Below are 18,484 nucleotides of genomic sequence, written 5' to 3' on the forward strand. Positions count from 1 at the left end.
CCCGCGATGGACCAGAACGACCCCGCAGAGCAGACCCCCGCTCCTGCCGCTCCCTCCCCCCGCTCCCCGTCCCGCAAGACTGTCCTGAGGGCCGCGCTCGCGGCCGGTGTGGCGCTGCCGTCCGTCCTCGCGGGCGTACCGGCGCTGGCCAGGAGCACCCGGGGCGGCGAGGCCCCGCCGGAGCTCACGCCGTCGTGCGACGACGGGGACGACCCGACCCCGCAGCAGACCGAGGGCCCGTACTTCAAGCCGAACTCGCCGCTGCGCACCTCGCTCCTCGACGGGAACCCGCCCGGCACCCGGCTGACCGTCACCGGTTACGTCTTCGGGCTGGCCTGCCGGCCGATCGCGAACGCCCTGCTCGACTTCTGGCAGGCGGACGTCAACGGGGCGTACGACAACACCGCATACCGCTTCCGGGGCCATCAATTCACCAATGCCCAGGGCGCGTTCACCCTGACGACGATCGTTCCCGGCCTCTACCCCGGCCGCACCCGGCACATCCACGTCAAGGTCCAGGCCCCGGGCCGCTCCGTCCTGACGACCCAGCTGTACTTCCCCGGCGAGCCGCGCAACAACACCGACAGCATCTTCGATCCCCGGCTGCTGATGACCATGCGCACCAACGGGCCTGCGAAGGAGGGGAGTTACGACTTCGTGCTGAACGTGCCGCAGGAGCCGGGGCCCACCGACCCGCCGACCACTCCGCCGCCGTCCGGCACCTGGAAGGCGGGCACCACCTACCGGGCTAACGACCGGGTGACGTACAACGGCCGTTCCTACACCTGTCTGCAGGCGCACACGGCGGGGCCCGGCTGGGAGCCGCCGAACGTACCGGCACTCTGGCGCGCCGCCTAGCGAACCGCCCCCTCCTTTGGCCCCTTCCGCGCTCCGGACGTCACTCGCCGCCGGGGCGCGGAGGTGGCTGCGGGGCCCCGGCGGGCGGGGCGATGCGGGCGTACGTTCCGGTGGGCGCGGCGGCGCCGTCCGGGGCGGTGGCCGTGACCCGGGCGTGGACTCCGAGCGCGGCGTCGCGCTTGGCGCCCGGGTCCCAGCCCGTCTCCACGACCCGCTTCTGCATCACGATCGCACCGACCAGCAGGACCGCCCCGACCAGCAGCATCAGCACGATCGCGCCCCCGCCGCCGACCTTGGCGACGTTCCCGACGATCGAGCCGAACCAGCCGAAGTCCGCGTCGCCGAAGGTGGTGTTCTCCTCGCCGAAGGCGCCCAGCACCTTGAGCAGCAGTGCGGGCAGGAAGGTGATCAGGACGCCGTTGAGGAACGCGCCGACGACGGCTCCGCGCCGCCCGCCCGTCGCGTTGCCGTAGACGCCGGCCGCGCCGCCGGTGAAGAAGTGCGGGACAAGGCCCGGCAGGACGAGGGCGAGGCCGAAGGCCGGGTGGAAGATCCAGGTGAGCAGTCCGAGGCTGATCAGGCCGCCGATGAAGCTGGAGATGAAGCCGATGAGTACGGCGTTCTGGGCGTACGGGAAGACGATCGGCGCATCCAGCGAGGGGACCGCGCCGGGGACGATCTTGTTGGCGATGCCCTGGAAAGCAGGGACCAGCTCGCCCAGGATCGTACGGACGCCGAAGAGGATGACGGCGACGGCGATGCCGAACTGGAGGCCCTGCATCACGGACTTCATCAGGTAGTTGCCGAGACTTTCGGCGCCGGCGCCGTCGCCGAAGGCCTTGAAGGCGACATCCTCGCCGACCTTCATCAGGAAGACGATCGCCATGATCATGTAGATGAGGACCATGGACAGCGCGGTGGCGACCATCGAGTCGCGCAGGAAGCGCAGGCCCTCGGGGAGGTTCATTTCCTCGGTGCTGCGGCTGCGCCTGCCGACGAGCTGGCCGGCCGCGCCCGCGGTGATGTATCCGGCGGTGCCGAAGTGGCCGATGGCGACGCTGTTGTTGCCGGTGACGCGTTTGGTCCAGGGGTGCGCGAAGGCGGGCATGGCGACCAGGAGGATGCCGAGCAGGACGCCGCCGACGATCACCACGGCGACCGATCCCTGTCCCGCGGTGGCGAGGACCATGGTCAACAGGGTTGCCATGAACAGCATGTGATGCCCGGTCAGGAACACGTACCGCAGGGGCGTGAAGCGGGCGAGCAGCAGGCTGACCGCGAAGCCCACGATCATCAGCCACGCCACTCTGGCGCCGAACTGGGCCTGTGCGATGCCGACGATGGCCTCGTTGGTCGGGATGACGCCGTGTGCGCCGGTCGATCCCTGGATCATCTCGCCGAGCGGGGCGAGGGAGCTGACGACGAGACCTGCGCCGGCCCCGATCAGCAGGAAGCCCAGCGTCGCCTTGATGGCTCCGCCCACGACTTGGCCCGCGGACTTGCGCAGGGCGATCAGGCCGACAGCGGTGATGATGCCGATGAGGTAGGCGGGTTGGCTGAGAATCTCGTTGACGAGGAATTTCGCGAAGGAAACGAGCCAGTCCATGTGCGGGGCCTCCGGGAGCAGTGGTCCGTGATCAGACGTCGTAGGTGTCGCGGAGCACGCCGTCGACCTCGGCGGTGGAGGTGAAGTCCTCGACGACCTTCACCGGCACGCCGACGTCGCCGAGCGTCCTGGCGATCTCGCGCGAGGTGAGGATGGCGACCGCCTCGGACGCCTTTCCCTTCGCGGAGATGGTGTCGGTCGCCTCGACACTCACGTACTTCGACCACTTCCAGCGGTCCAGGACCTGTTCCAGGGTGTTCTTGAGGAAGAGACTGGTACCGACGCCGTTGCCGCAGACCGTGAGGATCTTGTGCACCGCTGGCCCCGCGGGGGCCTTCTTCGCCGGGGTGCGTACGTCCCTCTGCCCGGCGAGCACGGCGTGCAGCGCCTGTGGCGTAGGCGCTTCGTGCAGGGCGCGTGAGGTTTCGGGATCCGCGAGCAGCCGGGCGAGGGAGGCCATCGCGGCGGTGTGCGCGGCGGCGTCCTCGGCGGCCAGGGCGACCACCAGGTTCACCGGGTCGTTGCTCTCGTGCCCGAACTCCACCGGTTCGGCGAGCCGCAGCCAGGACATTCCGGTTCGCAGTACGGCAGGCGACGGGCGGGCGTGCGCGAAGGCGAAACCGGGCGCGACGACGATATACGGACCGTTCTCCTCCACATTCCGGATCATCTCCGCGGTGTAGTCCGCGGTGGTGACTCCGGTGGCGACGAGGAGTTCGCCCGCATCGCGGACGGCTTCCTTCCAGTCCGCCACGAGGACGTCGAGTCGTACCGCTTCCGACGGAAGTAGATCACTCAGTGCCGACATGGATCCGATATTTGCACAGTCGTGAACGTGCGGCGCGGCCGGAGCACCTGGGTAGAGAAAGAGGGCACCCGTGCCGCCACTGCCAGGATCGCCCGATTTCCGAATGATCGAGAAGGGCCACCGCATGCGAAGTGTGGGAGTGGAAGAAGAGCTTCTGCTGGTCGACAGCGACGGGACCCCGAGGGCGGTGTCCGGGGTCGTCCTGGCCGCACTGCCCGACGGATCCACGCTGGAGAAGGAACTGCACCGGGAACAACTGGAGATCGCCACCCGGCCGAGGACCACCATCGAAGGACTGGCCGCCGAGGTGCGCCGCTGGCGCGGGGAGGCCGCAGCCGGAGCGCGGCGGGCCGGCACCGAACTCGCGGCCCTGGCCACGTCCCCGCTGCCGGTCGACCCGTCCATCAACTCCGGAGACCGCTACCGCAGGCTGGAGGAGGAATTCGGGCTGACCGCGCTGGAGCAACTGACCTGCGGCTGCCACGTGCACGTCTCGGTCGACTCCGACGACGAGGGCGTGGCGGTGCTCGACCGGATTCAGCCGTGGCTCCCCGCGCTGCTCGCCCTGAGCGCCAACTCACCGTTCTGGCAGGGGCGGGACACCCGGTACGGCTCGTACCGCAGCCGGGTGTGGGGGCGGTGGCCGTCCACCGGGGCCACCGAGCAGTTCGGGTCCGCCGAGAACTACCACCGGCAGGTGCAGGGCATGCTCGCGACCGGGACCCTGCTCGACGAGGGGATGATCTACTTCGACGCCCGTCTGTCGCGCCACTACCCCACCGTCGAGGTGCGGGTGCCGGACGTGTGCCTGGAGGCGGACGACACCGTGCTGATCGCGGCGCTGGTACGCGCCCTGGTCGAGACGGCCGCCCGGGACTGGGCCACGGGCGGCCCGCCCGACAGTACGGGGGTGGGCTTATTACGCCTGGCCTCCTGGCGCGCCGCCCGCTCCGGCCTCTGCGGCGAACTGGTCGACCCGCTGACCCTGACGCCGGCCCCGGCCGAGACGGTCGTACGGGCGCTGCTCGCGCACGTGGCGGAGGCGCTGCGGGACAGCGGGGACATGGATCTCGTCAAGGAACACCTGGAAGTGCTGCTGGCCCGGGGCAACGGGGCGCATGTGCAGCGCGAACTGCTGAGGAGGACGGGGAACCTGCGCGCGGTGGTGGAGGAGTGCGCGCGCAGGACGGCGGGGTGAGCAGTGCTCACCCCGGGCACGGCCTCCGGACATGCGCCCCCGAACTCCGGAGGGGTCGAGGTCAGTCCGTCGGCTCCTCCGGTGTCTCCTGCTGCGGCTCCGGATCCACCCGCCCCGGGTCGTCCGTCGCCGCCGACGGGTCCTCCCCGGGGTCCGCCTGCTGGTCGGGAAGGTCGCGGGGGATCCCCGGAGGCTGTTCCTCGGGGCCGTCCTGGCGTCGGTCCATCGCCGGTCTCCTTCTCTCGCGGTGTTTCTGCCGTCGTGTTTCGTTCGTCGTGCTTCTTCCGTCACGCTTCTTTCGTCGCGCTTCTTTCGTCACGTCCCATCGTCGTACGGAACGGACACCGCCGCAGGTACCCGACCGGCCGCCCCGCATGCACCGCCGCCTGACCTGGTGTTCTTCGGCACACCCGGGACTCGTAGAGTGCGGGGATGCCCAGCAGCACCAGCAGCACCCGCGCCCCCGCCGGGCCCCGCGCGGGATCCCCCGCCCGCACCGGCATCCGCAGCCGTCTCGGCAACGCCCCCTGGGCCGTGCTCGTCGTCTGGGTGCTGACCCGGCTGTGGGTGGTACCCGCCGCGCTCAAGCTCCCGCCGCTCGACGGCGACGGGACGCTCGATCCCTCGGTGGACAAGGTGTACCGGGGCTGGTTCGACGTCCTGGCCTCGGGGACGTTCCCCGCGCACGACGTGAGCTGGCAGTATCCGCCGGGCGCCGCCCTGCCGATCCTTGCGCCCGGAGTACTGCCCTCGCTGGACTACGGGACCGCGTTCATCGTGACGGCCGCGCTGGCCGACGCCCTGGTGACGGCGGGGCTGCTGTGGCTCGCGCTGCGGCGCGGGCGTTCACTGGCCGGGGCGTGGCTGTGGACCGTGGCGCTGGCGGTGCTGTCGACGCTGCCGTGGAACCGGTTCGACCTCCAGGTGACGGCGGTGGCGATGGCCGCGCTGGCCGTCGCCGCTTCGCAGCGGGCCTGGGCGGACCGGGTGTTCGGCGCCCTGGTGGGGCTCGGAGCGCTGATCAAGGTGTGGCCCGTGCTGCTCCTCGCGGGCACCGAGCGGGGCCGACGCACCCGTACGGCCTGGCTGTCGGCGGCCGTCGCCGCGGTCGTTCTCCTCGGCGTGTTCGCGCTGGCCATGCCGCACGCGCTCTCCTTCCTCACCGCCCAGAAGTCGCGCGGCATCCAGATCGAGTCGGTGGGTGCGCTGCCGTTCCACGTGGCACGCCACCTCGGCTGGAGCGGGACGTGGAAGGCGAAGGACGGGTCGCACGAGTTCGTCGGCCCCGGCGTGGAGGCCGTGTCGCTGGTGATGCAGTGCCTGACCGTGCTGGCGCTCGGCTGGCTGTTGTACTGGCGGCTGAAGTCGCGGCGCAGCGCACCGTGGCTGCTGCCGGACGCCGCGCTGACGGCCGTGCTGCTGTTCGTGGTGACCAGCCGGGTGATCAGCCCGCAGTATCTGGTGTGGCTGGTGGGGCTGGCCGCCGTCTGTCTGCTGCGGCGGGAGACCTCGCAGCGGCCGGTGGCTGTGCTGATTCTCGTGGCCTGTCTCTTCACCACGCTCGGATTCCCTTTGCTGTACCGGGAGTTGAGGGACGACGCCGATCCGCTGGCGATCGCCAATCTCTTCGTACGGGATCTGCTGCTCGTCGCGGCGGCAGCGCTGTCCGCCGTACGGCTGTGGCGTGCGGGACGGGTGGAACAGGTGGGGCGCTAGCCCGGTACCGGTCCCACACTGCTCCACGAGGGCCTTTGGCATATGCCGGGTGCACCACCGGATCGAGTGTTGCCAAACGCCTTACGGGCCCCCACTCCCTGTGCCAGAGTCTTAACGGTCGACTTCCACCGTCCGCGCACCCAGCAGCACCCTTCAGCACCCAGCGGTGCGCACGCATCACGGACCACCGGACCCGCCGCACCGAAGACCGACAGACAGTCCCGGCCGCGCCTGCAAACGGAGTACGCCATGCCGTCCCCCCTGTTCGCGGACCGCCCCGCGCCGCAGCCTCCCGAGCGGGGCATGGTCGACGCACTGATCACGCAGACCCGCCGGCTGCGCGGCGACATGGACGCGGTCCGCCGGGACGCGCCGCTCGACGAGATGGACGACGCCCAGGTGCGCTGGGAGCGCGCGCTGTGCGACCTGGCGGTTCATCAACTCGACGATCTGGGCGCCCACTTGGGGCAGCTGAAGGACGGACTGCCGTCCGCTCCGGTCGAATCGGCCGCCGCCCCGCCCTCACCTGCGGTCATCCCCGGCACCGGCCGGGGCTCGCTGCTCACCCGGGTAGGCAGCGCGGAATGGAATCTGCTCACCGACGAGGTCAGCTGGTCCGACGAGCTGTATGAGATCTTCGGACGCTCCCCGGGCAGCGGCCCGCTCTCCCTGGACGAACTGCCGTCCATGCTGCTCGCCGACGACCAGTGCCTGCTCACCGCGATGGTGACCGACTGCCTGGTGGACGGGAAGCCCATCGACGGCGAGTTCCGGATCGTACGAGCCGGCGACGGCGCGGTGCGCACCCTGCACATGATGGGCGAGCCCGTCCTCGACGCCGACGGCTGCACCGCCTCGATGTGGGCCGTACTGCGCGACATCAGCGCACTGCGCCGCACCCAGCGCGCCGTCCGGGAGAAGCAGGACTCGCTGGAGCTGCACCGCCATCTCGCCAGGACCGAACGGAAGATGGCGGTGCAGCTCCAGGAGGCCGTCCTGCCCTCGTGGCGCGGCGCGGCGCCCCTTCCGGCGGGCGGCGCGCTCGATCTCGCCGCGTACTACCTGCCCTCCGCCAGCGGCGAGCTGGTCGGCGGGGACTGGTACGACGCGATGGAACTGGCCGACGGCCAGTCACTGCTGACCGTCGGCGGGCTGACCGGTCACGGGGTGAGTGCCACCTCCTCCATGGCGATGCTGCTCGGCGCACTGCGCGGCATGGCCCTCGCGGGCGTGCGCCCCGGCGTGCTGATGGGCCACCTCAACCAGCTGCTCGGCACGTCCTCCGCGCACCCCTCCCTGGGCAGCGCGGTCTGCTGCCAGTACGACCCGGAAACCCGCCTCCTCACCTGGGCGCAGGCCGGACACCCGGCCCCGCTGCTGTTCCGCGACGGCAGGGGCCGCGCGCTGACCCCGCCGCAGGGCGTGCTGCTCGGCGCGACGACAGGCACTGCGTACGAGCAGGCCGAAGTGACCCTCCGCGAGGGCGATTTGCTGCTCCTGCACACCGACGGACTGTCGCGGCGCAGCACCACGGACGTGGAGAGCCGGAACAGGCTGCTGGCCCTTGCCCCTCGGTTCGCCGACACCCGCAGCGCACGCGAATGCGTACGGCTGGTGCTGGAGGAGTTCGGAGAGACGGAGCGCGAGGACGACGCCTGCGTACTGATCGCCCGGATCGACGAGCGTCCCGGCCGCTAGGGCCTGCTGGACCGGCGCCGCCAGGGCTGTTGGACCGGCCGCTAGACGGCCGCCCCCCTGGCTCCGCCCACCTTCTTCGGCATCACCCGCTCCAGCTCCCGGCGCAGGTCCTCGATCATCGGGTAGTTCGCGTACTGCGCCGTGAGCCGGTACATGCTGCGCAGCCGGTCCCAGGTGCGGTGCGAGGAGGTCTCCCCCATGGAGCTGAGGGCCAGCCGCGCGTACCGGGCGGCCTGGTCGGGGTCGTTGCCGATGAAGCAGGCCGAGGCCATCGAGATGTGGTCGAAGAGCTTGGAGCGCTGACGCCCGTCGGGCCGCAGTTCCAGGGCGAGCCTGGCGTGCCGCTGGGCGGTCACCGCTGCGGACGGCTCGTGCTCGGCGAGCGTACGGAACGCGAGGGCCTGCATGCCGTGCAGGTCCGCCTCGTCGAACATCTGCATCCAACTCGGCGGCGGTACGTCGCCGTTGTCCGAGACGAACAGCTCCTCGGCCTCGCCGAGGGTGCGCCGCATCGCCTGCCCATGGCCCATGGAGGCCTGCGCCCAGGCCTCAATGGTGTGCAGCATGGCCCGGGTGCGCGGCAGGGTCTGTTCGCCGGAGCCGGACTTGGCGAGCTTCATCAGGTCCAGTGCGTCGTCGGGCTTGCCGAGGTGCACCATCTGCCGGGCCGCCCGGGAGAGCGCTTCGCCGGCACGCGGCCGGTCGCCGCCCTCGCGGGCCGCGTGGGCGGCGATGACGAAGTACTTCTGGGCGGTGGGTTCCAGGCCGACGTCGTGCGACATCCAGCCGGCCAGGACCGCCAGGTTGGCGGCGACCCCCCACAACCGCCTTTGCAGATGGGCGGGTTGACGGTAGGAGAGCATGCCGCCCACCTCGTTGAGCTGGCCAACGACCGCCTTGCGCTGGAGGCCGCCGCCACGTGAGGCGTCCCAGGCGCGGAAGACGTCGACCGAGCGCTCAAGTGCGTCGATCTCCTGCGACCCGACGGGGGCCGCTTCGTAGAGGTCGTACCCTGCGCGTTCCATGTGCAGGGGTTCGTTGATGCGCGGCCCGTCGGCCGCGAGAGTCGGATCGGAGTGCAGCCAGTCGTGCATGGCGCTGGTCAGTGCGGAGCCGGCGGCGAGCGCGGCGCCCGCGCCCACCAGGCCGCGTCGGTTGAGCATGAGGTCCATTCCCGTGAATTCGGAGAGGATCTCGGCCAGTTGCTCGGACGTCCACGGCACGCCGTCGGGGTGGTCGGTTTTGCCCGGAGCCCGGCGTCGTCCCGTGCGGCCAGTGCGAGTGAACCCGAGGTCCTCGATGGTCACGACACGGCCGAGCCGCTCGGTGAACAGAGCCTCCAGCACCTTGGGCACCGGATCTCGGGGGGACTCCCCCATGTCGATCCAGCGTCGTACCCGCGAAGTGTCGGTGGCCAGTTGCGGATGGCCCATGGCCGCCGCCTTCCGGTTCACCATTCTCGCGAGTTCCCCCTTGGACCACCCGGTGAGGCCGAACAGGTCGTTCAGGCGGGTGTTGGGTTCTCCGGTCACGTCAAGCCCCCAGGTTCTCGGCTGACTTGACACTAACCCGCTGCGATATGCGTCGCGACTATTCGCCAGGGTTCGCCAGGGTGCGCCAGATGGTGTGCCACCCGCGGCCGGGTGTCAGGTAGGAAAGCGCCACCCCGGCCCGGCAGCCGGCACGTACTCCCCAGGGTGCGGACCGTCTGCCGGGACGGGCGGCGCACGCAACTCGTCGGCGCACGAAGGGACCTGTACCGCCCATGTACACAGCATCTTCCTCCGTGACCGCCCCGCCCCGGCCGCACCGCCCGCTGGCGGGGGGCGGTGGACCGTATCTCGACCCGCACCACGCCGCAGCGGCGGGCACCGGTCGGGCGCGGCGTGCGGCGGGGCTCGGAACCCAACCGCTCAGCGGGAGACTCGACTTGTCCGGCCCCCAGGGTGCGCAGCTGCGGTCCGCTCTCGCATCGGTGCACCGGATCTGCCCGGAGTTCAACCCGGTGCAGGTACTGCGCCGCAGCGGACGTTCCGTGCTGCTCGTCGGCACAGTCGGACGTACGACCGCGGTGGCGAAGTGTTTACTCGACCACTCCGACCAGTGGACCGAGCGGTTCAGGCACGAGATAGCTGTTTACCGCGCCTTCGTCCGGCACCGCCCACCGGTGCGGGTCCCGCGGCTGATCGCCGCGGATCCCGACAACTGCACACTGGTGATCGAGCGGATGCCGGGCCGGGCGGCGGCCCTGACGCGACACCCGGCCGAAGCTCCGCCCCGTGCCGACGTCCGGGCCGCCCTCGGCGCGGTCGACAAGCTGAACCACTGGCGCCCGCCGGCCGAGATGTTCGGTCAGCCCCTCAACTACGGCAAGCGGCTCACCGACTTCCACGCACTGGGCCTGTTCACCGACCGTGACCTGGGTGACCTGCAGAAGCTGCTGCACGGCATCTCCCGGTCCTCGCTCCCCTGGCAGTTCTGCCACGGCGATGCCCTGCTCTCCAACGTTCTCCTGTCGCCGGCCGGTCCAGTGCTGGTCGACTGGGAACACGCGGGCTGGTATCTGCCGGGGTACGACCTGGCGACCCTGTGGATGATCCTCGGCGACGCCTCTCCGGTGGCCCGCCGTCAGATCAGCCAGCTCGCCCAGGCGGCGGGCACCGCGGCCCGCGATGCCTTCCTGGTCAACCTGATGCTCGTCACGACGCGCGAAGTCCGTTCGTACGAGGCGAAGGTGCAGCGCACCATGCGGGAGTCCCCGCCGGCCGGCACGCTGGGCAGCTCCGGGATCTCTCCCGGCGAGGAGCAGCGGCTGCTGCTGCGGCGGCTGCACGACGACTGCGGGCTGGTCCGCCGGGCGGTGCGTGCGGCGGTCGGTACCCGCTGAGGCGGAGTGCGGACCGCGGGCCACGGCGGGTGGAGGGGAAGGGCGGAGGGCAGTGCCTGGGCGCGGGCACTGCCCTTCGCCCTGTCGTGCGCTCGCTCTGTCGCGTTGTCGGTCTGTCGGCCTGTCGCCTTGTCGGCCTATCGGCCTGTCGGTCTTTCGCCCGAACAGGTGGTGCGCCCGCAACGGCTGCCGCCTTCCACCGGTGACCCCAACTCTCTTGCGCGAAGCGGCAGTTCCGCTGTAGTGGCAGCCCCATTCGCGGGACGCCACGCGACGCGGCCGGCCGGCCCTGCGCGGTCCGGGCGGTCCGGATGGGCATCATGAGCGGCTCTGCCGACCCGGCCCGGCCCGTTCGTTTCCCGGAGGACGCCTTGCACCTTCCCGCGTGCCTTTCCGCCACCAGGACGGGGGGCGTCGCGGCGTCCGCCGCACTCCTGCTGTCCTCTCTCGTCCCCCTCGCCACGTCGGCCCATGCCGCCCACACCCCGGCCGCCACCGTCCAGGATCCGCAGCCCGGCACCCTGCAGCGGGATTTCGCCGCCGCGGCCGCCCGGTACCGGGTGCCGCCGAGCGTGCTGCTGGGGGTCTCCTACCTCCAGTCCCGGTGGGACGCGCACGAGGGAGCGCCGAGCGTGACCGGCGGATACGGTCCGATGCACCTCACCGACGGGACAGGGACGCTGGCGCGGGCCGCCGCGCTCACCGGGCTGCCCGCCGAGAAGCTGCGCAGCGATCCGGCGGCCAACGTGCTGGGCGGCGCCGCCCTGCTCGCCGCCGCCCAGCAGCAGCTCGGCCGGGCTCCGGGCACGGCCCCGGCCGACTGGTACGGGGCGGTGCAGCGCTACTCCGGCTCCGACGACCCGGGAGCCGCGCGGGCGTACGCCGACGAGGTGTACGCGGTGATCCGGGCGGGGCAGCACCGCACCACGGACAGCGGCCAGTCGGTCACCCTGCCCGCCACACCCGCGCCCGCGCCCGCCGCCGCTGGCAACGCCGCTGCTGCCCCGGCTCGTACCCCTGCGCCCACCGACCCCGTCGAGTGTCCCGCCGCCGTGTCCTGCGAGTGGATTCCCGCCCCGTACAAGAAGCTTGAAGGCACCGACTACGGCAACCACGACCTGGGCGACCGGGACCGTGACAGCAGCATCGACTACCTCGTCATCCACGACACCGAGGGCTCCTGGAAGACCAGTGTCGGCCTCGTCCAGAGGCCGGACTACGTGTCCTGGCAGTACACGCTGCGCTCCTCGGACGGGCACATCGCGCAGCACGTGCCGCTGAAGGACGTGGCCTGGCACGCGGGCAACTGGTACACCAACGCCAAGTCGGTCGGCCTGGAGCACGAGGGCTTCCTGACCGCGCCGAACGCCTGGTACACGGAGGCGATGTACCGGGCGTCGGCCCGTCTCGTACGTCATCTCGCCGCGAAGTACGACATCCCGCTGGACCGACTGCACGTCATCGGTCACGACAACGTGCCCGGCGCGCTCCCGGACGCGGTGCGCGGCATGCACACCGACCCGGGCCCCTACTGGGACTGGGCGCACTACTTCGAGCTGCTGGGCAGGCCGTTCGAGGCGACGGCCGGCCCCCGCAGCGCGGCGGTCACCGTACGCCCGGAGTACGAGGCGTACCGGCCGCCGTACACCGGCTGCGGCAAGAAGCCGGCCGAGCCGTGCCCCGAGCACGCATCCGGCGCGGTCCGACTGCACACCGCTCCGGACCCGGCCGCCCCGCTGGTCAAGGACATCGGCCGGCGTCCGGGCGGCGAGGACTCGACGACCGGCGTCAATGACACGGGGGCGCGGGCCTCGACCGGCCAGAGCTATGCGGTGGCGGAGCGGCGCGGGGACTGGACGGCGATCTGGTACCTCGGCCAGAAGGCCTGGTTCCTCAATCCGGCCGCCGAGCCGACCGCGGTGAACGTACGGGCCCGGCTGCTCACCCCGCGCGACGGCCTCCGCGACATCCCGGTCTACGGCAGGGCCTACCCGGAGGCGTCCGCGTACCCGGCGGGCGTGCCCGTACAGCCGGTCGTCCCGCTGGCGTACCGGATTCTGGCGGGACAGCGGTACGTCGTCGGGCAGCGGACGGCGGGTGAGTACTTCTACGCGTCGGAGTACGGGAAGCCGGGACGCGTGGTCCGGGGCAAGGAGATCTACTACGAGATCCAGTACGGCCACCGGATCGGATACGTGAAGGCGTCGGACGTTTCCTTGGTGGGACGGGCCGCCGACAGCAGGGATTAGCCCTGGAACATCTCCGCGGGGAGCGGCTTCAGCAGCGCGTACAGGTCGTCGGTGATCGGCCGGTCCCAACTGGCGATCGTGACAAGGACGTTGTCGCTGCGGTCGAACTGCACGCAGGAGATCCGGCTCTCGGAGAGCTTGAGGCGGCGCACGATCAGCAGGTTGTCGCCCTGCATGACGGGCATGTCCTCGGTGCTGACGACCTCGACCTCTTCGTCGTTCTCCAGGGCGAGGAGGAGCTGGGCCACCTCGAAGGGGACCTGGCCCTCGGCGAGCTCACGGGCCGGGGACCCTTCGGGCAGGTTCCCGATGATCATTGCGGGGCCGCGCCCGCCGAACAGGTCGTACCGGAGGAAGACGCCCTGGCAACTGCCGTCGGGAGCGGGCAGCAGCCCGGCCCCGAGGTCGCCCGGCCAGTCGCCCGGGTCCATCGCGAGGACGTCGAATTCCGGGCCCGCGGGCGTGGCGGAGGGGCGGCGGCGGAGGAAGGACATGCGGACATGGTACGTGGCCGGGAAGGGCGGTGGAAAAGCGGCCGGACCCTTTGCCCGACCCTTTGCCGGCCCGTTACTGCCGCGGTGGTCCTGGCTGGATCCGGTGCCCCTCACCGGCTGCCGCGCGAACGAGTACGCCGGGCGAGCTCCTGCGGGCACGAGAGCATCGGATAGTGGCCGGTGTCGAGGTCGAAGAAGGTGACGTCGGGTCCGGCCAGCTCCTGGAAGCGGGGGTCACCGGTGGCGACGAGGGCTTCGACGCCGGCGATCGAGGCGCGGCCGTCGCGGGTGCAGAGGATGCCGGTGACGGGAGGGCGCGAGCCGTCCGCCGACAGCCGGATCGGCCGGGTGAGGGTGGCGTACGGCTGGGGTGCGGCGAGCTGCTCGATGCGCTTGCGGGCGTCGTCGGGAACGCCGTCCAGCGAACCCCAGAGGAGCGCCTCCGACAGGGGCGGTGGCGGCAGCCGCCACCCGTCGAAGTCCGCCGCCCGCTGGGCCACGGACTCGCGCCAGGCGGGATCGGGGATGCCGTCGAGGACGGATTCGCCGTCGACGGGGAGCGGGGCGTCGATACAGACCACCCGGGCGATCCGTCCGGCCCGCCGGACGGCGGCGCCGACGGCGGGGTGGACGCCGTAGCTGTGGCCGACGAGGACGAGAGGACCGCCGTCGTCGACGAGATGGTCCATGGTCTGGGTGACGTCTTCGATGTGGGTTTCCAAGTCCGTTGCGGGAGTGGCGAGATGACGGCGGTCGCCGAGGCCGGTGAGGGTGAGGGGGTGAGCCTCGTGGCCCAGGCGGCGGAGAGCGGCGACGGTGTCGCGCCAGATCCAGCCGCCGGTGTAGCCGCCGTGGACGAGGAGGAAGTGGGTCATGGGGTCTCCTTTGCGGGTGCGGGTGCGGGTGCGGGTGCGGGTCGGGGACGAGGGCGGGCGGGCGTGCGGGCGTGGGCATGCGGGCGTGGATGTGCGGGTGGATTTGCCGCTGCGCGGGGCTTGGTCCCCCACCCACCCCTTCCCTAAACCGCTGCCGCGGGGCTGGGGGCATCAGGGCTGGCGCCGGTGGGGGCGGGCGTCCCGGGCTGCGCCCGGTGCACGGCTGCGCCGCGCGTCCTCAAACGCCGGACGGGCTGAAGTGCCCCTTCAGGGGCGCGGGGAACTGCGCGACCAGCCACGACGCACCCGCACGAAAACTCCCCAGCCCCGCGGCCGGCGGTTTAGGGAAGGGGCGGGTGGGGACCAAGCGCCGCAGGCAAGCTCGGCCACCCACCGCCCGCAAGACTCAGCCACACCCCTCCCTTCACTTTTCCCTCACAGAGCCGCTTTCGCCGCGCCGCGCGACCGCCCCTGACCGGCCATCTCCGCGACAGCGGCAGAACTCCCCTTTGTGCACCGCCCCCACCCGCCCCGTGCGGACGCCGCACATTCGGGGTGATCCCCTCCGTCTCGGACGGATGTCGGACTCCGCAGGTCCGCTTAACTTTCACCGCCTGTCCGGATTGCCTGCCTTTTCGGTCCGGCGCCACGCTCCGCCCCGCGCCCACCCGCGCAGAGTTCCGGCCATTAGCGTGCAGGCCCCCCAGGGGCCGTTCGGCAGTGCGGCATGACCGGAAGCGATCATGCGCGCACGCTCCGTACAGCACATTGCTCTCCCCGCCGACCCCGGACAGCGCGGTTCCGGAGGTGGAAGGATCCAGCCGCACGGGTCGCACCCCGGAGCGGCGGGGGAAGACGGCGAGACCACCCCGCTTCTAGTCTCCGGCCCCATGCGCATCACAGATCTGAGACGTTTCGGTCTCGCGACAGTCCTCGCACTCGCCCTCGCCCTGCTCGGCCTGGGGCAGCCCGCCGGCGCCGACACCCCCGATCTGACGTTCAGTTCGGATCAGGCCTCGGTGACGCCGGGCTCCACGGTCAACCTGACGATGACCCTCACCAACAACCAGGCCACCGACATCTGGTTCGTCTACCAGTCGGTCCAGCCGACCTGGCCCACCACCCAGCGCACCGACCTCAAGTACGCCTTCACCTCCTGCACTTCGGAGGGCGTCAGCTGTACCGGGACCGGGACCGGCAGCCTCGGTGTGAACTACGCGATTCCGCTCGCCCCCGGCGCTTCCCGCACCGTGACGCTCGCCGTGCAGATAGCCGCCGACTCCGGCTGCAACGGCACCATCGGTTTCTACTCGTACCTCTACTACGAGTACAACAACGGCCAGACCGTGAAGGACGGCATCTTCAACACCCCCGGTACCACGATCGCCTGCGCCACCCCCGCACAGAGCTGACCCCGCCCCCACCGCAGGGCGCTTCCCCTGACGACCGGCCGATCTCCCTCCCCCGAGGTCGGCCGGTCTTGTGCGTGGCCGGAAGAAGCGCACTGGATCAACCGGAATTGGACTACTCCAGTGGATGTTCACGAAGAGTGTCCCCGGGATCACGGAAAGCGTTTGCCGCCTTCTCCCACCTGCCCCGGGCACCCTTCGAAGCCCTCGGAGGGGCTCCCCCGCAGCGACCCCGCGGACCCCCTTCTCCTTGCCTCAATCTTTCGGACGACACCTGCATTTTTTCGTCAACTTTCACATCAGACACACAAGTTGGGCACTTAGGCAGGAATATGTGTCGCATCAGAACACGGCGGCACCACCCATATCCCAGGGGTGTCGCCGCGTGGGGGTGGGGGGCCGCCCGGCGACAGTGCCGCACGGCCCCGTTCGGGAGGGAATCACACCGCATGAAGCGGATCAGACGTCACGGCGTGCTCGGCGCCGGAGTGCTCGTACTGGCGCTCGGCTTACCCGCAGCGCCCGCGTTCGGCCTACCGGCGGCGGCCTCATCCGGATCTCCGGCGGCCGGGGCACCCGCAGCCGCGGCGGGCGAACAGGTGCCGCGCATCGACCTGCGCGTCCTGGTGGTCAGCGACGGCGGTCCCGCGACCGCCGCCATCGCCGCCGAACTGAGCGCCGCAGGAACGCCGTTCACCCTCGTCGACCTCACCAGGGCGGGGCGGCAGGTGATCGACGCCGCCTTCCTCGCCGACACCGTGGACGGGCGGCCCCGGGCCAAGTACCAGGCGGTCGTACTGCCGAACGACAACCCGTTCCCGGCGGGTTCGGGCGAACTGGCCGCGCTCGTCAGGTACGAGACGCTCTACGCGGTGCCCCAGGTCAACGCGTACACCTATGCCCGCCCCCAAGTGGGTCTCCAGGTGCCCGCCTACAGCGGTTCCGTGGACGGCCTGCGGGCCGAGGTGACGGCCGCCGGTCGCGGCGGGCCCTTCGGGTATCTCGAAGGGGAGGTCCCGTTCGAGAACAACTCCCCGACCGTGGGCGAGAGTTACGCGTTCCTCGCCAAGCCCGCCCCCGGGGCCGACTTCACCGCCTACGTCGAGGCGCCGATCCCCGGCGGGACCGGCACGGGCAGTCTCGTCGGCGAGTACCGGCACGACGGCCGCCGCGAGCTGGTCGTCACCTTCGCGTACAACCAGTACCAGCAGCAGTTCCGGCTCCTGGCGCGCGGCATCGTCGACTGGATGACGCAGAACGTCCGCCTCGGCGCGGCCCGCAACTACTTCTCCGTGCACATCGACGACGTCTTCGCCGCCGACGACCGCTGGGACTCCCGGCTCAACTGCACCCCGGGCGACGTGGACTGCCCGCCGGGGCAGGGGCAGCCGAACCCGATCCGGATGACCCCGGACGACGTCCAGCACGCCGCCGACTGGTCGAAGTCCCGGGGCTTCACCCTGGACCTCGCGTACAACGGCGGCGGCAGCGTCGAGCACCGCGAGAACAACAACGGTGCGGACCCCCTCGCCGACTCCTTCGGCGCGAAGCGCGACGAGTTCCGCTGGGTCAACCACACCTACGACCACCCCTACCTCGGGTGCGAGCAGGACATCTCCAGCGTCCCGTGGAAGTGTGCGAAGAACCCGGACGGCTCGGTGAAGTACGTCAGCCAGGCCGAGATATCCCGGCAGATAGCCGACAACCGGCAGTGGGCCGCAACCCAGCAACTCCCGGTGTTCAACGACGAGTTGGTGACCGGTGAGCACTCCGGGCTGAAGATCTCGCCGCAGCAGCCCGAGGACAACCCGAACCTCGCCTTGGCCCTCGCCGCGAACGGCATCGGCTGGCTCGGCTCGGACAGTTCCCGCGAACCGCAGCAGCGCCTGGTCGGCCAGGCCCGTACAGTCTCCCGCCACCCGATCAACATCTTCTACAACGCGGGCCGGGTCGCCGAGCAGGTCGACGAGTACAACTGGATCTACACCAGCCGCGCCCAGGGCGGCAGCGGCCTCTGCGAGGATCTGCCCTCGACCACCTGCCTGCCGGGCCCGCTCGACGCGGCCACCGGGTACGCGCAGCACATCGTGCCGCAGGAGATCAGCACCGCGATGAGCCATGTGCTGGGCAACGATCCGCGCCCGCACTTCATCCACCAGTCCAACCTCGCCGAGGACCGCATCGCCTACCCCGTCCTGGACGGCACGATCCAGGGGTACGACGCCCTGTACACGGCGTCCGCGCCTCTGGTGAACCTGCGGATGCGCGACATCGGCGCGGAGCTGCGCGACCGGGCGGCATGGACGGCCGCCCTGGACGCCGGACAGGTCACCGCGTACCGCATCGGCAGCGCCGTGACCGTGCAGGCCCCGGCCGGTGTGCGGGCCACCGCCACCATGCCCGACGGCACCCGCAGAGTCCTCACCTCCGGCACCGATACCTTCGGGCAGGCGTACGCCGGGACGGTGTCCGGGTGGGTGGCACCCGACACCGCACAGAGTGAGGTGACCCTCGCGCTGACCCCGGCCGAGGTGCCACCGCTCGCCACCGCGAAGGACATCGCCAAGGGCATCGCCAAGGGCAGAGCGACCCCCGCGCCGCAGCAGACCGCACCGCGCGCCCCGGTTCCGCCGGGCGTCGCACGGCCGGTGCCGTACCGCAGTCAGCGCTGATCCCGGCCACGCAC

Annotated in this window: 14 protein-coding genes; 8 read left to right on the forward strand and 6 right to left on the reverse strand. The window is 71.1% G+C overall.

Features of this window, described 5'->3' with window-relative positions; genetic code table 11:
• Positions 1-6 precede the first annotated feature (6 nt).
• Positions 7-858, forward strand: coding sequence for a carbohydrate-binding protein (locus tag AB0D18_RS11300; protein WP_362415392.1), 852 nt, complete (start codon positions 7-9; stop codon positions 856-858).
• A gap of 40 nt (positions 859-898) precedes the next feature.
• On the opposite strand, the gene AB0D18_RS11305 is transcribed toward AB0D18_RS11300, so the two are convergent.
• Together AB0D18_RS11305 and AB0D18_RS11310 are read right to left on the reverse strand one after the other, a co-directional pair.
• Complete coding sequence (locus tag AB0D18_RS11305) at positions 899-2,464, reverse strand: PTS ascorbate transporter subunit IIC (protein ID WP_362415394.1); 1,566 nt, start codon at positions 2,462-2,464, stop codon at positions 899-901.
• Positions 2,465-2,495: 31 nt separating this feature from the next.
• A complete protein-coding gene (locus AB0D18_RS11310; protein ID WP_362415396.1) occupies positions 2,496-3,272 on the reverse strand; it encodes a PTS sugar transporter subunit IIA in 777 nt (258 codons plus the stop codon).
• Positions 3,273-3,396: 124 nt separating this feature from the next.
• Here AB0D18_RS11310 and AB0D18_RS11315 point away from each other — a divergent pair, with 124 nt between their 5' ends.
• Positions 3,397-4,470: a glutamate--cysteine ligase gene (locus AB0D18_RS11315; protein WP_362415398.1), complete on the forward strand. Its 1,074-nt coding sequence runs from the start codon at positions 3,397-3,399 to the stop codon at positions 4,468-4,470.
• 61 nt (positions 4,471-4,531) lie between these two features.
• Here AB0D18_RS11315 and AB0D18_RS11320 read toward each other — a convergent pair whose 3' ends face one another.
• Positions 4,532-4,696, reverse strand: coding sequence for a hypothetical protein (locus AB0D18_RS11320; RefSeq protein ID WP_362415400.1), 165 nt, complete (start codon positions 4,694-4,696; stop codon positions 4,532-4,534).
• 206 nt (positions 4,697-4,902) lie between these two features.
• Here AB0D18_RS11320 and AB0D18_RS11325 point away from each other — a divergent pair, with 206 nt between their 5' ends.
• Both AB0D18_RS11325 and AB0D18_RS11330 read left to right on the forward strand, forming a co-directional pair.
• The gene (locus AB0D18_RS11325; RefSeq protein ID WP_362415401.1) at positions 4,903-6,186 is read left to right on the forward strand and encodes a glycosyltransferase family 87 protein; all 1,284 of its coding nucleotides are present in this window, start codon (positions 4,903-4,905) and stop codon (positions 6,184-6,186) included.
• A gap of 249 nt (positions 6,187-6,435) precedes the next feature.
• Positions 6,436-7,884, forward strand: coding sequence for a SpoIIE family protein phosphatase (locus AB0D18_RS11330; protein ID WP_362415403.1), 1,449 nt, complete (start codon positions 6,436-6,438; stop codon positions 7,882-7,884).
• Positions 7,885-7,925: 41 nt separating this feature from the next.
• On the opposite strand, the gene AB0D18_RS11335 is transcribed toward AB0D18_RS11330, so the two are convergent.
• Complete coding sequence (locus tag AB0D18_RS11335) at positions 7,926-9,416, reverse strand: hypothetical protein (RefSeq protein WP_362415404.1); 1,491 nt, start codon at positions 9,414-9,416, stop codon at positions 7,926-7,928.
• A 233-nt stretch (positions 9,417-9,649) separates the two neighbouring features.
• Between AB0D18_RS11335 and AB0D18_RS11340 the strand changes: the two genes are divergently transcribed.
• Positions 9,650-10,771 (forward strand): aminoglycoside phosphotransferase family protein, encoded by a 1,122-nt coding sequence (locus AB0D18_RS11340; RefSeq protein ID WP_362415406.1) that lies wholly within the window; start codon positions 9,650-9,652, stop codon positions 10,769-10,771.
• Between the two features lie 320 nt (positions 10,772-11,091).
• Entirely contained in the window at positions 11,092-13,020 is a 1,929-nt protein-coding gene (locus tag AB0D18_RS11345; RefSeq protein WP_362415408.1) for an N-acetylmuramoyl-L-alanine amidase, read from the forward strand.
• On the opposite strand, the gene AB0D18_RS11350 is transcribed toward AB0D18_RS11345, so the two are convergent.
• Entirely contained in the window at positions 13,017-13,514 is a 498-nt protein-coding gene (locus AB0D18_RS11350; RefSeq protein ID WP_362415409.1) for a hypothetical protein, read from the reverse strand. The two genes, AB0D18_RS11345 and AB0D18_RS11350, sit on opposite strands and share 4 nt — an antisense overlap.
• A 110-nt stretch (positions 13,515-13,624) precedes the next feature.
• On the reverse strand, positions 13,625-14,389 hold the full coding sequence (locus AB0D18_RS11355) for an alpha/beta fold hydrolase (RefSeq protein ID WP_362415411.1): 765 nt from the start codon (positions 14,387-14,389) through the stop codon (positions 13,625-13,627).
• Positions 14,390-15,279: 890 nt separating this feature from the next.
• Between AB0D18_RS11355 and AB0D18_RS11360 the strand changes: the two genes are divergently transcribed.
• Together AB0D18_RS11360 and AB0D18_RS11365 are read left to right on the forward strand one after the other, a co-directional pair.
• Entirely contained in the window at positions 15,280-15,801 is a 522-nt protein-coding gene (locus tag AB0D18_RS11360; RefSeq protein WP_362415413.1) for a hypothetical protein, read from the forward strand.
• A gap of 446 nt (positions 15,802-16,247) precedes the next feature.
• Complete coding sequence (locus tag AB0D18_RS11365) at positions 16,248-18,470, forward strand: hypothetical protein (RefSeq protein ID WP_362415415.1); 2,223 nt, start codon at positions 16,248-16,250, stop codon at positions 18,468-18,470.
• The last annotated feature ends 14 nt before the right edge of the window (positions 18,471-18,484 follow it).

Source organism: Streptomyces sp. NPDC048442 (assembly GCF_040651475.1).
Lineage (GTDB): Bacteria > Actinomycetota > Actinomycetes > Streptomycetales > Streptomycetaceae > Streptomyces.